The following is a 19247-nucleotide window of genomic DNA, read 5'->3' as shown; positions in this document are numbered from 1 at the left end:
GAGGAGTATTATGCAGGCGGATCTGCAACGTAAATTAGACGAAAAGAAATATCACTGGCTGGTGACCGGCTGTGCCGGGTTCATCGGCTCCAACCTGGTTGAGACCCTTTTGAAATCAGGTCAGAAGGTGACCGGGCTGGATAATTTTTCCACCGGGTTCCAACACAACCTGGACCAGGTAAGGGACATCGTGGGGGAAGGCAACTGGGCGCAGTTTAAATTCATAGAAGGGGACATCAGGAATTATGACACCTGCAGGTCCGCCGCCGAAGGAGCGGATTTTATCCTTCACCAGGCGGCCCTGGGGTCTGTCCCCCGTTCCATTGAAAATCCCATCAATACAAATGAAAACAATATCACCGGGTTCCTGAATATGCTGGAAGCCGCACGCCATGCCGGGACAGACCGCTTTGTTTACGCGGCATCCAGCTCCACCTACGGAGATCATCCGGGGCTTCCCAAACAGGAAGATACCATCGGCAGCCCCCTCTCCCCCTATGCCGTGACCAAGTATGTCAACGAGTTGTATGCCAAGGTGTTTGCCTCAACCTACAATATGAAAACCATAGGACTCAGGTATTTTAACGTGTTCGGCCGCCGGCAGGACCCCAACGGCGCCTACGCCGCCGTTATTCCCCTGTGGTTTTCCGCCCTGATCCGGGGCCGGGAGCTTTTCATCAACGGGGATGGAGACACCTCCAGGGATTTCTGTTATATAGACAATTGTGTCCAGGCCAATATTCTGGCCTGCCTTGCCCAAGATAAGGATGCCGTCAACCAGGTCTATAATGTCGCCTTCGGGCAGCGGACCACCTTAAATGAACTCTTTGCCATGGTCCGGGACCGGGTGGCGGGCAGATATCCGGAGGCGGCCGGGGCAGAACCGGTGTACAGGGCGTTCCGGCCCGGGGATGTCCGGCATTCCCTGGCGGACATATCAAAGGCCCGCGACCTTTTGGGATATGACCCTGCATATTCAGTTGCCCAGGGGCTGGACCTGGCGGCCCAATGGTATATGGATAATCTGAGTTAATCGTTAGAAGGATATAGAAGATCATGAAACAAGAGATGAAAATTGCAGTCGTGGGCCTCGGATATGTGGGGCTTCCTTTGGCCGTTCATTTTGCCCGCCTTTACGATACGGTGGGCTTTGATTTGAAACAGGCCATTGTGGACAACAGCCTGGCCCATGAGGATCCCACCGGAGAAGTTTCAACGGAAGAGTTTGAAAAGGCGGAATTTTTTACCCCCACCACAGATCCCCAGCTCATGTCCGATGCCGACATCATTGTGGTGGCCGTACCCACCCCCATTGACAAGGCCCGGCGGCCGGATCTTTTCCCCGTGGAAAGCGCCTCCCGCACCGTGGGCCGGGTAATGAAAAAAGGGGCCATCGTTGTTTTCGAGTCCACGGTATATCCCGGGGTCACCGAAGACATCTGCGTACCCATCCTTGAAAAAGAGTCGGGAATGACCTGGAAAGAGGATTTCCATGTGGGCTACTCCCCGGAACGGATCAACCCCGGCGACAAGGAACATACCCTGACAAGGATCGTTAAGGTGGTCTCCGGGGATGACGAGGATACCCTGGAAAAGGTGGCGGCCCTCTATGAATCCATCATTGAGGCCGGTGTCCACAGAACCCAAAATATCAAGGAAGCCGAAGCGGCCAAGGTCATTGAAAACACCCAGCGCGACCTGAACATCGCATTGATGAACGAACTGGCCCTGATCTTCGACCGCCTGGGGATCGATACCAAGAACGTGCTTGAGGCCGCCGGCTCCAAATGGAATTTCCTCAAATTCTTCCCCGGCCTGGTGGGGGGACACTGTATCGGTGTGGATCCCTATTACCTGACCTACAAGGCCCAGAGCGAAGGCTACCACCCGGCCATCATCCTGGCAGGACGCCGGATCAACGATGATATGGGCAAATTCGTTGTGGAAAAAACCATCAAAATGATGATCGCCGCCTCCCAGCATATCAAGGGCAAAAAGGTCGGCGTCCTGGGCCTGACTTTTAAGGAGGACTGCCCGGACCTGAGAAATACCCGGGTGGTGGATATTATTGAAGAGCTGGAATCCTACGGCTGTGATGTCCTGGTTCACGATCCCATGGCAGATCCAGCCGAGGCGCAAAAATATTATGGCGTGACCCTGCATCCCTGGGACGACCTGCAGGATCTGGGCGCCCTCATCCTGGCCGTTCCCCATGCCTGGTATAAGGAACAGCCCCTGGAAGCCTTCTCCGGCAAGCTCAATGACAAAGGCTGCCTCATTGATGTCAAGTGTATGCTGGATGTGGATGAAGTGGAAAAATCCGGCGTTCAATTCTGGAGATTATAGAAGATGGCCGGGGACAGCGGTTTACGCAGGGAACTGCTCATTGACAGGGACAAGTATCCCCTGTTCAAGTCTCTCATTTCTAAAATGCCGGATGTGGTGCTCAATGACCGACAGATCTGTGATTTTGAGCTGCTGTCCACCGGGGCGTTTTCTCCTTTGAGGGGGTTCATGCGCCAGATTGACTATGAGTCCGTCCTGGACCGCATGCGCCTTGAAACCGGCGAACTCTGGCCCATGCCCGTCTGCCTGGATGTCACGGAAAGCTTTGCCCAGACCCTTGAGACAGGCCAGTCTGTGGCCCTGAGGGATAAAGAAGGATTTCCTTTGGGCATCATGGGTGTCGAAGATATTTGGCAGATGGACGTTGAAAAAGAAGCCCGGGCCGTCTACGGTACCACAGACCGCTCCCATCCCGGTGTGGATTACCTGTTCAGCCGCTCCGGCAAATATTATATCGGCGGCAAAGTCCAGGCCATGAACCTGCCCATCCATTCGGATTTCAGGCAGATGCGCAGAACCCCGGCCGAAGTCAGGGCGGCCACGCAAAAAATGGGCTGGAAGCGGACCGTGGGCTTTTATACCCGTCAGCCCATCCACCGGCCCCAGTTTGAAATGACCCTCCAGGCCATGGCTCAGGCCAAGGCCAATTTACTGCTGCTGCCCATTGCCGGCATCCCCAAACCCGGTGATTTCGACCACTTTACCCGGATGCGCTGCTACCAGAAAGTGGCGGCCAATTATCCTCCGGATTCCTATATGGTCAACCTGCTGCCCATGTCCATGCGCATGGCAGGGCCAAGGGAGGCCCTGCTCCATTTGATTGTGGGCAAGAACTACGGCTGTACCCATTTTGTCATCGGCGACAGCCATGCTTCACCGGGGAACGGTCGTGACAATGCGCCTTTTTATCCCAAGGACCAGGCCACTCGGTATGCCGGAGAGGCCTCGGGAGAACTGGGCATCCAAGTCATCTCCTTTGACGAAATGGTCTATCTTCCTTTTGAGGATGAGTTCAGATTCACCCGGGATGTCCCGGAAAAGACTGACACCATCTCCTTTTCAGGGGATGATATCCAGAAACGGATCCGTAAAGGGAAAAATGTGCCGGCATGGGCCTCATTTCCCGAAGTGATACGGGAACTGCAGAATTCCTATCCGCCGCCGGGCAAACAGGGCTTTACCGTTTTCTGCACCGGCCTCTCCGGCGCGGGCAAGTCCACCATCGCAAAAATCCTCTATGCAAAATTTCTGGAAATCGGCACCCGGCCGGTTACCCTTCTGGACGGGGATATCGTCAGGAGGAATCTGTCTTCCGAACTGAATTTTTCCAAGGAACATAGGGACATCAATGTCCGGCGCATCGGATATGTGGCCGCGGAAATTACAAAGAACCGCGGCATTGCCATCTGCGCCCCCATTGCCCCCTATGAGAAAACCCGGGCCGGGATCAGGGCGGCCATAGAGGCCCACGGCGGATTTTTTGAGGTCCATGTCTCCACTCCCATCTCCGAATGCGAAAAACGGGACAGAAAGGGGATGTATGCCAAGGCCCGGGCTGGCCTGATCAAGGATTTCACCGGGGTCGGCGACCCCTATGAAGCCCCTGGGAGTCCGGAACTCCGAATAGACACCACCAACCTCACCCCGGATGAGGCTGCCCAGGAAGTAATGGTCTACCTCAGCCAAAAAGGATATATTTAGGTCATGAAAAAAATAATGCTCATCGCCGGCGCCAGGCCCAATTTCATGAAAATTGCTCCCATGGCCCGTGCCTTTGACAATCGTCCAGATAAGATCGATTATAGGATCGTCCACACCGGCCAGCACTATGACGCCAATATGAGTGATGTTTTTTTTGAAGAGCTGGGTATCCGGCAGCCCGACTACCACCTGGGCGCCGGCGGCGGCTCCCATGCCCGGCAGACTGCAAAAATTATGACTGGGTTCGAGGAGATCTGCCAGAAGGACAGGCCCGACCTGGTTGTGGTGGTGGGGGATGTCAATTCCACCCTGGCCTGTTCCATCGTGGCCAAAAAACTCTGCATTGAGGTGGCCCATGTGGAAGCCGGGTTGCGCTCCTTTGATCTGGCCATGCCCGAAGAGATCAACCGCATGGTCACCGATTCCATCTCCGACCTGTTTTTCGTCACCGAAGAGCAGGGCCTGGAAAACCTCATCAAAGAGGGCAAGCCCCAGGACAAAATCCATTTTGTGGGCCATGTGATGATCGATAATCTCTACTACCAGATGGAGAAATTGGAGACCATGGACACGGCCGGGTTCCCCACGGCGGCTTTTAAAAAGGATCACGGCGAATACGGAGTGGTCACCCTCCACCGCCCGTCAAACGTGGATGATAAAGCAACCCTTGAAGCGATTTTTAATACCCTTAACAAAATTTCCCAGCGGCTGCCCCTGATTTTTCCCATCCATCCAAGGACCCGGAAAAATATGGAGGCCTTCGGCATCACCCCGGGCAGAAGCATTCAGCTGACCGAGCCCCTTTCCTACATGGAATTTTTAAATCTCTGGAAGGACAGCCGGGTGGCCCTGACCGATTCCGGCGGCCTCCAGGAGGAAACCACGGCCCTGGGCATTCCCTGCCTCACCATCCGGGAAAATACCGAACGCCCCATCACCGTCACCCAGGGCACCAATGAACTCATGGGCAATTCCCCGGAAAAAATCCTGGCCGCCTTCGAACGGATCATGGACAACGGCTGGAAAACGGGGCAGAGGCCCAAATTCTGGGACGGCCGGGCCGCCGAGAGAATAGCGGAACTTATTTTAGCGTAAGAAGGGGAAATTGGATAATGCGTAAAGGTATCATTCTGGCCGGTGGATCCGGCACAAGGCTTTATCCGCTGACCCTGGCGGTGAGCAAGCAGCTCATGCCCGTCTATGAAAAACCCATGATCTATTATCCTTTGTCCACCCTGATGCTGTCGGGCATCCGGGATATCCTTGTCATTACCACCCCCCATGATGCGGATAGTTTCCAGAAGGTGCTGGGGGACGGGTCCCAATGGGGCATCAATCTGGAATACGCGGTCCAGCCCTCACCGGACGGCCTGGCCCAGGCCTTCATCATAGGGGAGCAGTTCATCGGGGCCGACCGCGTCACCCTGGTGCTGGGAGACAATATTTTCTACGGGGAAGGCCTGTCCGAAAGGCTCCAGGTCATTGCCGGCCGAGACCGGGGGGCAACCGTGTTCGGATATTACGTAAAGGATCCGGAACGCTACGGCGTGGTCGAATTCAACGGCGACGGCCGGGTCATGAGCATAGAAGAAAAGCCCAAAGTTCCCAAATCCAATTATGCCGTCACCGGTCTTTATTTTTACGATAACGACGTGGTGGAGATCGCAAAGCAGTTGACCCCGTCGGCCCGTGGGGAACTTGAAATCACCGATGTCAATAAGGCCTATCTTGAGCGCCAGGACCTCACGGTGGAGCTACTCAGCCGCGGCACGGCCTGGTTGGACACCGGCACCCACGAGTCCCTGCTGGATGCCGGTATCTTTATCAAGGTGGTGGAAGACCGCCAGGGGCTGAAAATCGCCTGCCCCGAAGAAATTGCTTTCCGTATGGGCCTGATTGATGCCGATAAATTGACCGAAATCGCAGAATCAATGAATAAAAACGGATACGGACAATACCTGCTCGACCTGGTCAAGCAAAAGGGAAATTAATAGATGCAGTTGACACCCCTGTCCATACCCGATGTGGTTATCATGGAACCCGAGGTCTTCGGCGACCGCCGGGGCTATTTCATGGAAACCTTTAGGGACAGTTTTTTCAGGGAAAATGTGGCGGACACCGCCTTTGTCCAGGACAATCACAGCCGCTCCACCCAAGGGATTCTCAGGGGGCTGCACTACCAGGTCAAGCATTCCCAGGGTAAACTGGTCCGGGTGATTGCCGGCGAGGTATTTGACGTGGCCGTGGATCTGCGCCGCAGTTCTCCCTTTTTCGGCCGATGGGTGGGGGAGATTCTCTCTCAGGAGAATAAAAAACTCATGTGGGTCCCTCCCGGATTTGCCCATGGTTTTTACGTTCTCAGCAAAGAAGCGGAATTTGTATACAAATGCACCGATTACTACGCACCGGAGCATGAACGTTCCATCCTCTGGGATGATCCGGATATTAATATCCAGTGGCCTCTGGTTTCCGGCAGCCGCCCCCTGCTCTCGGAAAAGGACGAAAAGGGTGTCGCTTTGAAAGAGGCGGAGGTCTTTAATTGAAGGTTCTGCTGCTCGGCGCCGGCGGCCAACTCGGCATGGAGTTGACCCGGACCTGCCCGGTCCATGTTTCCCTTGCGACATGCGACTATCCCAAAGTGGATTTTCTTTTACCGGACAGTATCCGTTCCTGCATTGACACTTCAGCACCGGATATGATTATCAATGCCGCCGCATATACCGCCGTTGACCGGGCGGAAAAAGAAACAAAAACGGCCTTTCGCATCAACCGGGATGCTGTTTCTGAAATTGCGGTCCTGGCCGCCGAATCCGGCATCGGCCTGGTTCACATCTCTACGGATTATGTTTTCAGCGGCCGCCATTACACCCCCTGGCTGCCCCAGGACAAGCCTGATCCCCAATCCATCTACGGCCGGTCCAAACTCGGCGGAGAAACCGCCGTCCGGGATAGGCTACAGGGTAAAGCCCTGATTATCCGGACAGCCTGGCTCTATTCCGCCCATGGCCAAAATTTTGTTAAAACCATGCTGAAACTCATGTCCGACGGAAAGTCCATTAGCGTCATCGACGATCAGGTGGGGACTCCCACCTGGGCCAATGGGCTGGCCAGGGCCGTCTGGACCTGCCTTGATAAAGGTGTCCTGGGCGTTCACCATTGGACCGACGCCGGCACCGCTTCCTGGTACGACTTTGCCGTGGCCATCCAGGAAGAAGGCCTTGCCCTGGGCCTGCTCAAAAACCCAGTGACCATAACACCGGTCGGCTCCGACCAATACCCCACTCCGGCCCAACGGCCCTGCTACAGTATTCTGGACAAAGGGTCCATGTGGGAGGCCACCGGCATTACGCCTGTCCACTGGCGGATACAACTCCGCGCCATGCTCAAGGAAATGACAAAATGAAAACCCTGCTTGTGACAGGAGGCGCCGGTTTTATCGGCACCAACTTTGTATATTATTGGCTGAACAATTATCCCGAAGACCGGGTCATCGTACTGGACGCCCTGACCTATGCCGGAAACCGGGAAAGCCTGGCAAAGGCAGAAAAAAATCCCAACTGCGAATTCGTCCACGGTAACATAAATGACCAGGCCCTGGTGGAACGCCTCCTGGAAAGCCACGCTATCGACACCATCGTCCATTTTGCCGCAGAGTCCCATGTGGACCGTTCAATTTCCGGCCCAGACGCCTTCATCGACACCAATGTGGTCGGTACTCACAGCCTCCTCAAGGCCGCAAAAAAAATCTGGCTGGACAAAAGCGTAAAACCCCACAGGTTCCACCATGTGTCCACGGATGAAGTCTACGGCACCTTGTCGCCGTCGGATCCGGCATTCTCGGAGACCACTCCCTATGCCCCCAATTCTCCCTATGCAGCCAGCAAAGCCGCCTCGGACCACCTGGTCCGGGCCTACCACGAAACCTACGGCCTGGAAGTGACCACCTCCAACTGTTCCAACAACTACGGCCCCTTCCAGTTCCCGGAAAAGCTAATTCCCCTGATGATCACCAATATCTTCAACAACCGGCCCATTCCGGTCTACGGTGACGGCCGGCAGATCCGGGACTGGCTTTACGTGGATGACCACAACCTGGGCGTGGACCTGATCCTCAACCGGGGCAAAGTCGGGGAAACATACAACATCGGCGGAAACAACGAACAGTTCAACCTGGACATCGTCCATCTGGTCTGCACTATCATGGACGACACTTTTGCCGAAGCCCCTGAACTAAAGCAAAGATTCCCACAGGCCCCCCCGGCCAACAGCACCAGTTCTTCGACCCTGATTGCCCACGTCACGGACCGGGCCGGCCATGATCGCCGCTATGCCATCAATGCGTCCAAAATTACTACTGATCTCGGTTATAGCCCAAAGACATCCTTCGATGCCGGCATTCGTAAAACTGTTCAATGGTATCTAAACCATGAAGATTGGTGGGAAACGTTGATCAAATAAAATTACCTCATGCTGAGAAGACAAAAATGAAAAAAGCACTCATCACCGGTATTACTGGCCAGGACGGTGCTTACCTGGCGCAGTTCCTTCTTGAAAAAGGCTACGAAGTTCACGGCATCAAGCGCCGTGCCTCCCTTTTTAATACAGACCGCATCGACCACCTCTACGAGGACCCCCACACAGACAACCGAAAACTGATCCTCCACTACGGAGACCTCACCGATGCCACCAACCTCATTCGTATTCTTCAGCAGGTTCAGCCGGACGAGGTCTACAACCTGGCGGCCCAAAGCCATGTTCAGGTTTCCTTTGAATCCCCGGAATACACCGCAGATACAGATGCCCTGGGCGCCATGCGCCTTCTGGAAGGCATCCGGCTCCTGGGTCTGGAAAATAAAACACGATTTTACCAGGCCTCCACTTCGGAACTCTACGGCAAGGCACAGGAAATCCCCCAGACTGAAAATACACCGTTTTACCCCAGGTCCCCCTATGCCTGCGCCAAACTTTACGCCTACTGGATTACGGTCAACTACAGGGAAGCTTATAATATCTACGCCTGCAACGGCATCCTGTTTAACCATGAATCCCCTATCCGTGGGGAAACCTTTGTCACCCGGAAAATCACCCGGGCGCTCTGCCGAATCCATCTGGGCATGCAGGACTGCCTCTATCTTGGCAACATGAATGCACTGAGGGACTGGGGTCATGCCAAAGACTATGTGGAGATGCAGTGGCTCATGCTCCAGCAGAAAATTCCGGAAGACTATGTCATCGCCACGGGCGAGCAGCATTCGGTCCGGGAATTTGTGGAACTCTCTGCCAAAGAACTGGGCATGGCCGTCGAGTGGCAGGGGAAAGGCATTGATGAAAAGGGCATCAACCCGGCCAACGGTAAGACCATCGTTGCTGTAGACCCCAGATATTTCCGCCCCACAGAGGTGGACACCCTCCTGGGAGACCCATCCAAGGCCAAGCAGAACCTTGGCTGGGAACCAAAAATCAGTTTTAAGGAATTGGTTCGTGAAATGACCCGGACCGATCTTGATGAGGCAAAACGAGATGAACTCTGCCAGCGGGCCGGATTTAAGGTAAATACGCCCAATGAATAAGACAGATAAAATCCTCATCGCAGGCGCCTCCGGCATGGTGGGTTCCGCCATTATCCGCAACCTAGTAAAAAAAGGGTATACCAACCTTATCGGCACCTACCACTCTTCAATCCTTGATGAGCAGAAGGATATGCCGATTAACCACATCCAGGCTGACCTCACGAGGCAGGCTGAAGTAGACAGCCTATTCAAGACTGAGACGCCAGCGTATGTCTTTCTTGCGGCAGCCAGGGTCGGCGGCATCCATGCCAACAACACCTACCCGGCCCAGTTTATCTACGAGAATCTGGCTATTCAGACCAATGTCATCCATGCGGCCTATGTCCACAAAGCGGCAAGACTCCTCTTTCTGGGTTCCTCCTGCGTCTACCCCAAAGACGCCCCCCAGCCCATTAAAGAGGAATATCTGCTCACAGGCCCGCTGGAACCCACCAACGAACCCTATGCCATTGCTAAAATAGCCGGCATCAAAATGTGCGAAGCCTACAACCGGCAATACGGCACAAGATTTATGGCAATCATGCCCACCAACCTCTATGGCCCCAATGACAATTTCGACCTTGAAACTTCCCATGTACTACCTGCCCTGATTCGGAAATTCCATGAGGCCAAAATGGCAGGTGCACCAGAGGTGGTTGTTTGGGGGACTGGTAATCCACGCAGGGAATTTCTGCATGTTGATGACATGGCGGATGCGAGCACTTATATAATTTCCATGACGGAAGATGATTGGGGTATGGCTTTGATAGTTAACCAAACTCTCTGTTTTTTCAATGTGGGCACTGGCATTGACTGTACCATTAAGGAACTTGCCCAAATGATTAAAAATCAGATAGGTTATGAAGGGCGCCTTGTCTGGGATGAAGGCAAACCCGATGGGACGTTCAGAAAGATTTTAGATATATCAATACTAAAATCTTTGGGTTGGGAGTATTGCACCCCTTTAAAAAAAGGAATTAAATTAACATATGACTGGTTTCGAAGTAATAATCATTGAAGACTCTTCATCCCCTGGCTACAATGGAAATTGGATTTAAAAAGAAAATACTTTGAAAATTCGCAAAAACAGGGTTCTAATTTTGGCTATAGTTTGAGATTGAAGAAAGAATTATAGAACCTCCCCAAAGCCCCTTAACTCAATCACTTAAAATTCCTTATGCATAATCCACAGTTGATGAATCCTTCCAACCAATCATTGTTCAAGAAAAGTGTGTCCGCAACCAAGTTTACAGTAGTCTTCCGACTCCTGGCTCAAGTAGGAGGCATGGCCGTAACAGTTCTTCTTGTTAGAGCACTATCCGAGCACGATTATGGGATATATAATCTGCTATACTCTTTAATTGCCTTGATGGGCATGGTTTTTTCCTTTGGTATTGCCAATACGCTTCAACGCTATATGCCGGAGTATTACAGCAGGGGGGAATACGAGATTGCCCATCGATTGTACAGAGTAGCCTCGTTTCTACGCCTTGTTTCCAATATCACGGCGCTTGCGATCTTTTTACTGCTTTGGGATTTTGCAGCTCCTATCTTGGACGTAGCAGCTTATAAAAATTATTTTTTATTGTTCTGTTTTATAATCATTTTACACCTTCAAAGGAGCATACTTGAAACATGCCTGAATTCCTATTTTCTTCAGAAATATTCCCAAGGGTTCTCGTTGTTGTTTGTTTTGATCAAAGGTGTAGGGTACGGTAATGCAATCTGGTTTTCATGGAACCTTTGGCATATCCTGGTTGTTGATCTACTTGCCTATATTATTATTTTTATATTGTTAGAAATTGTCTATTGGCTAAAAGTACAAAAGGCCGGCGGCGATCATGAAAAAATTCCTCCCCATGAGCGAAAGCGCATCACGCGGTATGCTCTTTTTTACAATTTCAACGATGCGGGAGCAGGGCTTTTGGATTCAAATTTTGATAATTTCATCATTGCCATGTATTTGAATCCGATAGCTGTTGGAGCCTATAGTTTTTGTTATCGGATCACTCGGATGGCTGATCGGTTTCTGCCCATCAATTACCTCCTGCAGGTGATTCAGCCCAGTTTTTTTAGCGGGAACCAAGAGTCATCTAAACAGCAAATCACTCAAAACTATCAACTCCTTTTAAAATTGACATATCTCTTCCAGGTTCCACTCTTTTGCTTTTTCCTTTTGTACAGTCAGGAAATGATTATTGTCTTTTTTTCAGGAAAGTTTTTAGATTACTATTTGATATTGGTAGCCGTTTCAATAATATCCTTATTGAATGCATTTCAAACTCCACTAGGGTTAACTGCTCAGCTAAAAGAAAAAGCGGAGATTATTTTATACAGCAAGGTTTTCGCTGTGTACAATATCTTTGCCGATATTGTTTTGATTCATTTTTTTGGTATCTGGGGTGCGGTTATAGCTACAGGAAGTGCGACTCTGGCAAAAAATTTGTTTATCTGGTTTTTTGTAAGGGAATTTGCCAGTTTTTCTGGCATGTCGTCATTTTTTTTCAGTTTAGGTCTATACTGGACTGGGGTTGCCGGAACTGGGTGGTTACTCGGATGCTTGATACAGAACCATTTTACTATGCTTGGCGCAGGAATAGTATTAATCAGTATGGCATTTGCGATTCAGTTTCGGTTTCTATTCTTCAGTGAAAAAGAGAGAGCCTTTTTTTATCGTTTTGGCAAACAGAACCCTAAAGTAAGACTTTTATTATCGGTGATTGGATTGATAAAAAAGAATCAACAAAGAGTCGGATAGTGGAGCCTGATCTTTATGCTACTGATGGATATTTATAGAGAAAGCCTGGGATTTTTCTACAAACGTGTGTTCAACGGACCATCCTCAAATCTGCGTGTGACCGGGACGATTTCTTTTGTAAACAGAAAAAAAATTTGGATTGGTGATAATGTGCTATTAAAGAATAATTGTGCCCTATTGCCTGGATCTAATTCAAAAGAATTTGCCATTAAAATAGGTGATTTTTCTGAAGTACACGAGGATTGTGTGCTTCGCACCTTCCAAGGTTTTATTTATATTGGTAAAAAATGTAGTCTTAATCGTCACTGCTATCTCTTGGGAAGTGGTGGGATTACCATTGGGAATATGGTGCGCATAGGTCCTAGGGTCAACTTAATAACAAATAATCATATATTTAAGGAGCGAGATAGGCCTATTATGGAACAGGGTGAAAGTCATGCGCCTATAAATATAAAAGATGATGTTTGGATTGGTGCTAATGCTACAATTTTACCAGGCGTAGCAATACCCCAAGGATGTATCGTCGCGGCCGGTGCTGTTGTGACAAAAAGTATCCCTCCATTTTCAATTGTGGGTGGTGTGCCGGCAAAGGTTATCGGTCAAAGATAATAATAAAAATATATGGTGTGTTATATAAATAAAAAATTCAGGGCGACCTTTTCGAGGTTTCTATTGCTCTTTATCCTTTCAGGTCTGCAAGTCAATATCTGTCATTCTGGAACCTACTATGTAAATAATTTGTTAGGGAAAAACATTAATTCAGGAGGCAAAGAGGCTCCGTTTAAAACCATTAAAATGGCGCTAAGAATGGTACAACCCGGCGATGTTATTGTTATTTTGTCTAACGGCTCTAAAAAACCGTATCTGGAGAATATCGCAATAAAAACTTCGGGAGTGAAAGGGGCAACGATTACTATACGAGGTGAGTCCTCAGATCGGAAACCCTTGATATTAGGTGATGCGACAGGAAGCATTTTAAGGTGTTTTGGTAAACATCACCTGGTGTTCAAGGATTTAATAATTAAGGGATCAAAAGATCAGGGGCTTGGATTTGCAAAGGGATGTTCGAATATTTTGATAAAGAATCTTGAGATATACGATACCAGCAAGAATGGAATACTGATTAATGACGGTGGAAATAACTTCACTATATCCAATTGTATCATTCGGCAGGTTGGCAATACCGGTATCGCCATGATGGGGGACCCAAATAGCAAACTTACCCAGACTGTGGTGGAGGGCTGCACCATAAGCGATGCACTCACCAATGACGGTATTTCCCTTCATAGAGATCAATTAGAAAGCGATATTGGCAGAAGTCACATCATTCGCAACAATCGGATAAGCAACTGTGCTGAACAGGGGATTGATATAACAGCTGGCAGCGATATTCTGGTTGAAGATAATCATACCCAGGAAAATCATGACAGCGGAATCCTTCTCGGGCACGGGACATCAAATGTAACAATTAGGCGACACAATTCTGTAAACGAATTTAAATATGGTATCATTATTGGTAGGGCTCGAAACGTCACCCTCACAGATTCTGTGTTTAGAGGAGGATATGAGAAAACCGTTTTGACTATTACCGGTGCGGAAGATTTAATAGTTGAAAATTGTGTCTTTGAATCCACTGCATTGAGCAGGACACGGCAAATTATTGATTTTGGGAAATCAAATGCTTTGGGAGGAAAGATAGTTTTTCGAAGAAACGTTTTTTGGGCATCAAAAGGAAAATCCCCTAAAGGCGTGATGCTTCGGTTTTTAAAAATTTGGCCGGGGGATATGGACGTGAGATGGGAGGGAAACACCTGGTACAACCAAGAAGGAGACAGCCGGGTGTTTTATGACCCTTTAAACGGTAAATATGATTTTGAACGATTCCAGCATAAATACGCACCAGACGATTCATTTCCAACCCCTTAAAGCCTCTCAACAAAACTATCCGGGGATTCGGTTTGGGTTTCGGCAAGATTATTAAGTATTTTAAGATGGTTAAAATGAATAAGTCAACCAAGGGGATATTGAAATTCTGTTACATCAAACCAGGAGATGTTGCGGCTGAATTGGTAAGTATTGATGAAACTTCTTCCACCGTAACCGGCGGTCAATTGTATTATATTCACTCAATTTATAGGCTGATGGAAAGGCGGGGAAGCCTGCTACTACTTTCCTGGGGGAAATCGACTAAAAAAGTAAAAAGAAAGCATTGTGTTGCCAAAACCTTAACGATAAAAACCAATCCAAAATTTTTAAATATATGCAGGCGTATCGTTTTTCCTTTTTTGGTAGGGTTCGAACTGCTTAAATTTAAACCAGATTATATTCTTTGTGCTAGGGGGAGTTCCCTTCTGGTTTGTTATGTGGTCTCTATGCTAATCAGATCCAAGCTAATTGTCTCCCTCCACTCTGATTTATCTGTAGGAAGGAGATTTGATAGGCTATTTGAGTTATTGATATTAAAAAGGTGCCATTTTGTTGTTGCCCACGGTCCCTTTCTATACAGACAATTATGTAAGATTAGAAGAAAAGGCATGATAGAGTATATAGCATCGTTCGACGACTTCTCTAAAATTAACTGTTTCGAAGAATCTGTTCAATCCGGGCTACCTTCTTGCATCAATGACAAAGAAAAGAAGCTACTTTTTTACGTTGGCAGAATGGAGCCTGGCAAAGGTGTATACGATCTTTACGATGCCTTTAAAGCCGTCAATAGACAAATAAAAAGTCTTGTGATGGTTTATGCTGGTGGAGGAAGTTGCTGTAAACCTCTTCAAAAAGCCATAGAGGCTGATGGTTTGAAAGGCGAGGTTTTTATCCTTGGTGAGAAATCTAGGGTAGAAGTTGCTTATCTGTTTAAAAAATCATGGGTTGCTATCAATCCCACACGAATTGCAATGTCTGAAGGTTTGTGTAAATCGGCAATTGAGGCGTTCATCCTTGGTGTCCCGGTTATTGCACCTGAAGTTGGCGCTTTCAGATATGTCATCGATGATGATAAAAATGGATTGCTATACAAGCCTGATTCTATTGTAGATCTGGAGCACAAAATAAGACATGTCATGAATCCAGAAATCAGAGCGAAACTTGCTGCCAATGCCTTGGCAAAAGGGCGGATACTTTGTTCGGACAAGCTTTCTTTCGAAGAGGCTGTGAAGCAGGGGTTTTATTCCCATAAGGTAAAATATGAATAAAGAAAGGCTCCTTTTTATTACGGGGTATTTTCCTTTTGCTCAGGGTGGGGCAGAGCTTCAGGCGTATTATTTGGCACAGAAATGCCGGGATTTTGCTAAGGTTGCATTTATATACAGGAACCACGCTATTAAAAAAAAGGGAAAAGTCGCGGATGATGGCTTCTTGCTTTATCCCATTAATCCAGTGAAAGTCTTTTTACTCAGAAGAACCTTTTTTTTCGAAGGAGCGCAGCTATGGAAAAGGGGGTTGATGAAGTTTCGTCCGACAATTATCTACTATCGTGGGATGAATGCCTATCTATATTTTGTAGCGGTCCATGCAAAATACTACAAGTCTAAGCTAATCATACATATTGCCAGTGATCCAGATTTATTACGACCGGCAAGAGTGAAAAAGAGCCCCGGATATCTGCTCAAACGCTTTTGTTTTAATATAGCACATGCAATCATCGTTCAAACTGAATATCAGGCTCACCTGCTTGAAAAAAATTTTAATCGAAGGGCTATGGTTATACCCAATGGTCATCCCATACCGCCCGGATGTTTTAAGAAATCCAATAAAGAGATATCCATACTTTGGATTGCCAACTGGAAACCCATAAAACGGCCTGAAATGTTTGTTAAGCTTGTTGAACAGATGAGCAATGTGGAAAATGTTCGTTTCATCATGGTTGGTCGAAATGAAGGCTATCCGAACTTGATTGATAGGGCTCTGAGAAATGGGATCGAAGTTATGGGTGAAATATCAAATGGCAGAGTGAATGATTTGCTGGCGAAAAGTCATCTTTTAGTGAATACCAGTCGGCATGAAGGTTTCAGCAATACTTTTGTCCAGGCCTGGATGAGGAAGGTTCCGGTTGTAAGCCTCAGTGTAGACCCTGACGGGATTATTGAAAAAAGGGGCTTGGGGTTATATTCCGGCAGTTTTACGCAATTGATCAAAGATATTAAATCTCTTATCAGCGATTCTCACCGTTTACAGCAAATTGGAGAGAATGCTCGGAAATATGCCACCCAGTATCACTCTATTGATAATTTTAACCGAATACGCAGAATTATGAACGATTCTGGGGCACCACGGGACCGCAATACTTAACGATGATTTGATGACCGTGAAATGAAGAAAAAACTTCTCATAATCAACGCCAAACAATTTGGTTACCATATTGATACTTTTTCCTATTGCAAGTATGCGAATAAGCATTTCAATATATCATATCTCGGGTTTGACTCTGGAGAGCCTAAACTTAATGTTGATGGTGTAGAGTGTATTTATATCTTGAGAAAAGGGAATGTTTTAGTTAGATATTTTAGATTCTTATTTGCATGTCTTAAAATCTGTAAGAGAAATTATGATGCAATTTTCATCAAGTATTTTATTGGATGCGCCTTGGTTAAGCTTTACCACAAGCAAAAGGTCTTTGTGTTCGACATCAGAAGTGGTTATATATCAGGCAACAAAACTATTAATAAGACAAACGATTTTATTCTAAAATTTGAAAGCAGGTTCTTTAGATATATTTCTGTCATTTCAAAATCCCTGGCAGAGAAAATGCGCTTGGCAAAGTATAAATGCCATATATTGCCCCTCGGAGCCGATCCAATAAATGCAAGATTTTCTGCTTCTGATGCCCTAAATCTATTGTACGTGGGTACTTTCGATGGTCGACAAATAGAAGATACCATCCAGGGGTTCTCTAAATTTTTTAAAAAGTATGGCGGATCTATAGAGATGACCTATGATATTGTGGGTGATGGGCATAATGGTGAACTGGAAAATTTAAAACAGTTGGTGAATAAAAAAGGGCTCAATGGGATTGTCCGTTTGCCGGGTTATATTCATCAAAACAGACTTAGCAGCTATTTTAATCGGTGCAATGTAGGCGTTTCTTATATACCGATTACAGAAATGTATGACTGCCAGCCTCCGACAAAAACGTTTGAGTACATAATAGCGGGCATGCCAGTGATTGCAACAAACACCAAAGAGAATGCTGTAATCATTAATGAGGAAAACGGAATCTTAATAAAGGATTCTGCAGAAGGCTTTTATCAAGGGTTAAAGAAACTCGTGAGGCTCAAAGCAGAATATGATCCACCATCAATACGGAAAAAAGCTTTGAAGAATAGCTGGCATCGTATTGTTCAGGATAATTTTATCCCTTTCATTGATGATATAACAGATGCAAAATTGAGTGGATAAATAGCAAAAAATGATGTGATTAAGGGCGGATGAATACTTGAATCCTGAATTGATAAAAAGTTTAAGATAATTATGGTCCCAATAATTTACATATTGTTTATTATCGCTTTCTTCAGCAACAATCTTATTCAGTTGAACATCGTTCCCCCATACGTGGCATGGGTAACCGAGCCCCTGATATATATTTTTTTCTGTATCTCCATGATCAAATCCAAGGGGAAAATTCGCCTTCCGTATTTCGGAATTTTTGCGTTGTTCTTTATTGTAGGTATTGCGTCGGCAGTTTTTAATAATAATTTAGGGGTCGCCACCATCCTCGGCATGCGTTTGGTCTTTCGCTTTTATGTCTTTTTTCTGGCTCTGGCTAATGCAGGGTTAAGCTATAGCCAGCTAAAAAAAGTAAATACGCTGATTATAGTCATTTTTTTAATTCAGATTCCTGCATCCATCGTAAAACTAGTAATTTATGGACAAGGTGAACAAGCCGTGGGTACATATGCGATGAATGATGGGGCCGCACCGGTTATCATCACCTTGGTTAGTATCGGGTTCGCCATGGCCTTTTATTTTTATTACAAACCACGCTGGAGATACATTTTAGCGGCCTTCGCTTTTATTTCTTTATCCCTGATAGGTGAAAAGCGGGCAATCATATTTTTCTTACCCCTTTTGGTTATGTTTACAATATTCTGTGGCCTGATGGATGCTCAGACAATCAAAAGAACGGTTCCGAATTTTAAATTTAAACTTGTTTTGGTCTCGGTACTTATGGTTGTGCTGACAACCATAGGGGCTGCGAGGCTCATGCGCACCTTGAACCCGGAAAGCAAGGTCGGGGGATCTATAGACTTCAACCATATTATTATCTATGCAAAAGATTATACTACATATCGGGATCCAAATAGTAAAAGGTACACCGCCGGCAGGTTTTCATCAACAAAACAGGTCATCAGTGTTTTGTACCAAAAAGGGCCTGGGCGCTTAGTTTTCGGCTATGGACCTGGGTCATATGGAAAGTCGAGGTTTGCCGACAAACGGAAAAGACTAAATTCCCCTGTTTTCAAGGATATTTTTATAAAATATGGGTTGACGTGCTTTAATTTTACTCTCATTGAGTACGGTTATGCTGGTGGATTCATCTACTTCTTATTTCTTATCTTTATAAATGCACATTTGTATAAAAACTGGCGGCTTTCACATGAGCCCTATTGGAAAGCGGTCTCTTTTGGAACTTTTCTAAGTGGATTTGTCTATGCGAGCATATGGTTAATATATTCGCCGACGATCTATTTAGGCGATTATTTGCCATTGTTGTTTTTCTACTTGTTTGGACAAAGCATAATTCAGCGAAAGATATTATACCCTTCCAGTTAGCTGTCAAAAGGAAAGATGGACGCCTATACTTTTAATCGGCAAGATCGTGATATTTTGATTCAAATTCTTTTTCCATGGATTTAAATGCTTTGGTAAGACCCTGAAGAAAATGTGAGGATCAT

General features: G+C 47.3%; 17 protein-coding genes. All 17 read left to right on the top strand.

What is annotated here, in order from left to right; translation table 11 throughout:
• Positions 1-10 precede the first annotated feature (10 nt).
• The 17 genes from HUN04_13000 (at position 11) to HUN04_12920 (ending at position 19125) form a co-directional block, all read left to right on the top strand.
• A complete protein-coding gene (locus HUN04_13000) occupies positions 11-1033 on the top strand; it encodes an SDR family oxidoreductase (GenBank protein WDP90559.1) in 1023 nt (340 codons plus the stop codon).
• A gap of 23 nt (positions 1034-1056) precedes the next feature.
• Positions 1057-2346 carry a nucleotide sugar dehydrogenase gene (locus HUN04_12995; protein ID WDP90558.1) on the top strand — a complete coding sequence of 430 codons (1290 nt, stop codon included), beginning with the start codon at positions 1057-1059 and terminating at the stop codon, positions 2344-2346.
• A 3-nt stretch (positions 2347-2349) separates the two neighbouring features.
• On the top strand, positions 2350-4047 hold the full coding sequence (locus HUN04_12990; protein WDP90557.1) for a bifunctional sulfate adenylyltransferase/adenylylsulfate kinase: 1698 nt from the start codon (positions 2350-2352) through the stop codon (positions 4045-4047).
• Between the two features lie 3 nt (positions 4048-4050).
• Positions 4051-5142 (top strand): UDP-N-acetylglucosamine 2-epimerase (non-hydrolyzing), encoded by a 1092-nt coding sequence (gene wecB / locus HUN04_12985; protein ID WDP90556.1) that lies wholly within the window; start codon positions 4051-4053, stop codon positions 5140-5142.
• Between the two features lie 17 nt (positions 5143-5159).
• Positions 5160-6038: a glucose-1-phosphate thymidylyltransferase RfbA gene (gene rfbA / locus HUN04_12980; protein ID WDP90555.1), complete on the top strand. Its 879-nt coding sequence runs from the start codon at positions 5160-5162 to the stop codon at positions 6036-6038.
• Positions 6039-6041: 3 nt separating this feature from the next.
• Positions 6042-6590 (top strand): dTDP-4-dehydrorhamnose 3,5-epimerase, encoded by a 549-nt coding sequence (rfbC, locus tag HUN04_12975; GenBank protein ID WDP90554.1) that lies wholly within the window; start codon positions 6042-6044, stop codon positions 6588-6590.
• Positions 6587-7450, top strand: coding sequence for a dTDP-4-dehydrorhamnose reductase (gene rfbD / locus HUN04_12970; GenBank protein WDP90553.1), 864 nt, complete (start codon positions 6587-6589; stop codon positions 7448-7450). Before rfbC ends, rfbD begins: the two co-directional genes overlap by 4 nt.
• Positions 7447-8505 (top strand): dTDP-glucose 4,6-dehydratase, encoded by a 1059-nt coding sequence (rfbB, locus tag HUN04_12965; GenBank protein WDP90552.1) that lies wholly within the window; start codon positions 7447-7449, stop codon positions 8503-8505. Before rfbD ends, rfbB begins: the two co-directional genes overlap by 4 nt.
• 26 nt (positions 8506-8531) lie before the next feature.
• Positions 8532-9617 carry a GDP-mannose 4,6-dehydratase gene (gene gmd / locus HUN04_12960; protein WDP90551.1) on the top strand — a complete coding sequence of 362 codons (1086 nt, stop codon included), beginning with the start codon at positions 8532-8534 and terminating at the stop codon, positions 9615-9617.
• The gene (locus HUN04_12955) at positions 9610-10614 is read left to right on the top strand and encodes a GDP-L-fucose synthase (protein ID WDP90550.1); all 1005 of its coding nucleotides are present in this window, start codon (positions 9610-9612) and stop codon (positions 10612-10614) included. The genes gmd and HUN04_12955 overlap by 8 nt, the downstream gene beginning before the upstream one ends.
• 267 nt (positions 10615-10881) lie before the next feature.
• Complete coding sequence (locus HUN04_12950; GenBank protein ID WDP90549.1) at positions 10882-12354, top strand: oligosaccharide flippase family protein; 1473 nt, start codon at positions 10882-10884, stop codon at positions 12352-12354.
• Positions 12355-12369: 15 nt separating this feature from the next.
• Positions 12370-12963, top strand: a complete 594-nt coding sequence (locus tag HUN04_12945; GenBank protein ID WDP90548.1) for an acyltransferase — start codon at positions 12370-12372, stop codon at positions 12961-12963.
• Positions 12964-13026: 63 nt separating this feature from the next.
• Positions 13027-14280 carry a right-handed parallel beta-helix repeat-containing protein gene (locus HUN04_12940; GenBank protein ID WDP90547.1) on the top strand — a complete coding sequence of 418 codons (1254 nt, stop codon included), beginning with the start codon at positions 13027-13029 and terminating at the stop codon, positions 14278-14280.
• Between the two features lie 74 nt (positions 14281-14354).
• Complete coding sequence (locus tag HUN04_12935; GenBank protein WDP90546.1) at positions 14355-15548, top strand: glycosyltransferase family 4 protein; 1194 nt, start codon at positions 14355-14357, stop codon at positions 15546-15548.
• Complete coding sequence (locus tag HUN04_12930) at positions 15541-16644, top strand: glycosyltransferase family 4 protein (protein ID WDP90545.1); 1104 nt, start codon at positions 15541-15543, stop codon at positions 16642-16644. The genes HUN04_12935 and HUN04_12930 overlap by 8 nt, the downstream gene beginning before the upstream one ends.
• Before the next feature lie 21 nt (positions 16645-16665).
• Positions 16666-17751 (top strand): glycosyltransferase, encoded by a 1086-nt coding sequence (locus tag HUN04_12925; GenBank protein ID WDP90544.1) that lies wholly within the window; start codon positions 16666-16668, stop codon positions 17749-17751.
• Between the two features lie 201 nt (positions 17752-17952).
• Entirely contained in the window at positions 17953-19125 is a 1173-nt protein-coding gene (locus tag HUN04_12920; GenBank protein WDP90543.1) for a hypothetical protein, read from the top strand.
• The last annotated feature ends 122 nt before the right edge of the window (positions 19126-19247 follow it).

The organism is Desulfobacter sp., from assembly GCA_028768525.1.
GTDB lineage: Bacteria > Desulfobacterota > Desulfobacteria > Desulfobacterales > Desulfobacteraceae > Desulfobacter.
Note: the sequence above shows the minus strand (reverse complement) of the source record. Positions and strands in the feature narration are given on the sequence as shown.

Excerpts from the sequence above, each read along its gene's own strand:
- HUN04_13000 (WDP90559.1), top strand. The coding sequence starts at position 11 with ATGCAGGCGGATCTGCAACGTAAATTAGACGAAAAGAAATATCACTGG.
- HUN04_12995 (WDP90558.1), top strand. The coding sequence starts at position 1,057 with ATGAAACAAGAGATGAAAATTGCAGTCGTGGGCCTCGGATATGTGGGG.
- HUN04_12990 (WDP90557.1), top strand. The coding sequence starts at position 2,350 with ATGGCCGGGGACAGCGGTTTACGCAGGGAACTGCTCATTGACAGGGAC.
- wecB (WDP90556.1), top strand. The coding sequence starts at position 4,051 with ATGAAAAAAATAATGCTCATCGCCGGCGCCAGGCCCAATTTCATGAAA.
- rfbA (WDP90555.1), top strand. The coding sequence starts at position 5,160 with ATGCGTAAAGGTATCATTCTGGCCGGTGGATCCGGCACAAGGCTTTAT.
- rfbC (WDP90554.1), top strand. The coding sequence starts at position 6,042 with ATGCAGTTGACACCCCTGTCCATACCCGATGTGGTTATCATGGAACCC.
- rfbB (WDP90552.1), top strand. The coding sequence starts at position 7,447 with ATGAAAACCCTGCTTGTGACAGGAGGCGCCGGTTTTATCGGCACCAAC.
- gmd (WDP90551.1), top strand. The coding sequence starts at position 8,532 with ATGAAAAAAGCACTCATCACCGGTATTACTGGCCAGGACGGTGCTTAC.
- HUN04_12955 (WDP90550.1), top strand. The coding sequence starts at position 9,610 with ATGAATAAGACAGATAAAATCCTCATCGCAGGCGCCTCCGGCATGGTG.
- HUN04_12950 (WDP90549.1), top strand. The coding sequence starts at position 10,882 with ATGGCCGTAACAGTTCTTCTTGTTAGAGCACTATCCGAGCACGATTAT.
- HUN04_12945 (WDP90548.1), top strand. The coding sequence starts at position 12,370 with ATGCTACTGATGGATATTTATAGAGAAAGCCTGGGATTTTTCTACAAA.
- HUN04_12935 (WDP90546.1), top strand. The coding sequence starts at position 14,355 with ATGAATAAGTCAACCAAGGGGATATTGAAATTCTGTTACATCAAACCA.
- HUN04_12930 (WDP90545.1), top strand. The coding sequence starts at position 15,541 with ATGAATAAAGAAAGGCTCCTTTTTATTACGGGGTATTTTCCTTTTGCT.
- HUN04_12925 (WDP90544.1), top strand. The coding sequence starts at position 16,666 with ATGAAGAAAAAACTTCTCATAATCAACGCCAAACAATTTGGTTACCAT.
- HUN04_12920 (WDP90543.1), top strand. The coding sequence starts at position 17,953 with ATGATCAAATCCAAGGGGAAAATTCGCCTTCCGTATTTCGGAATTTTT.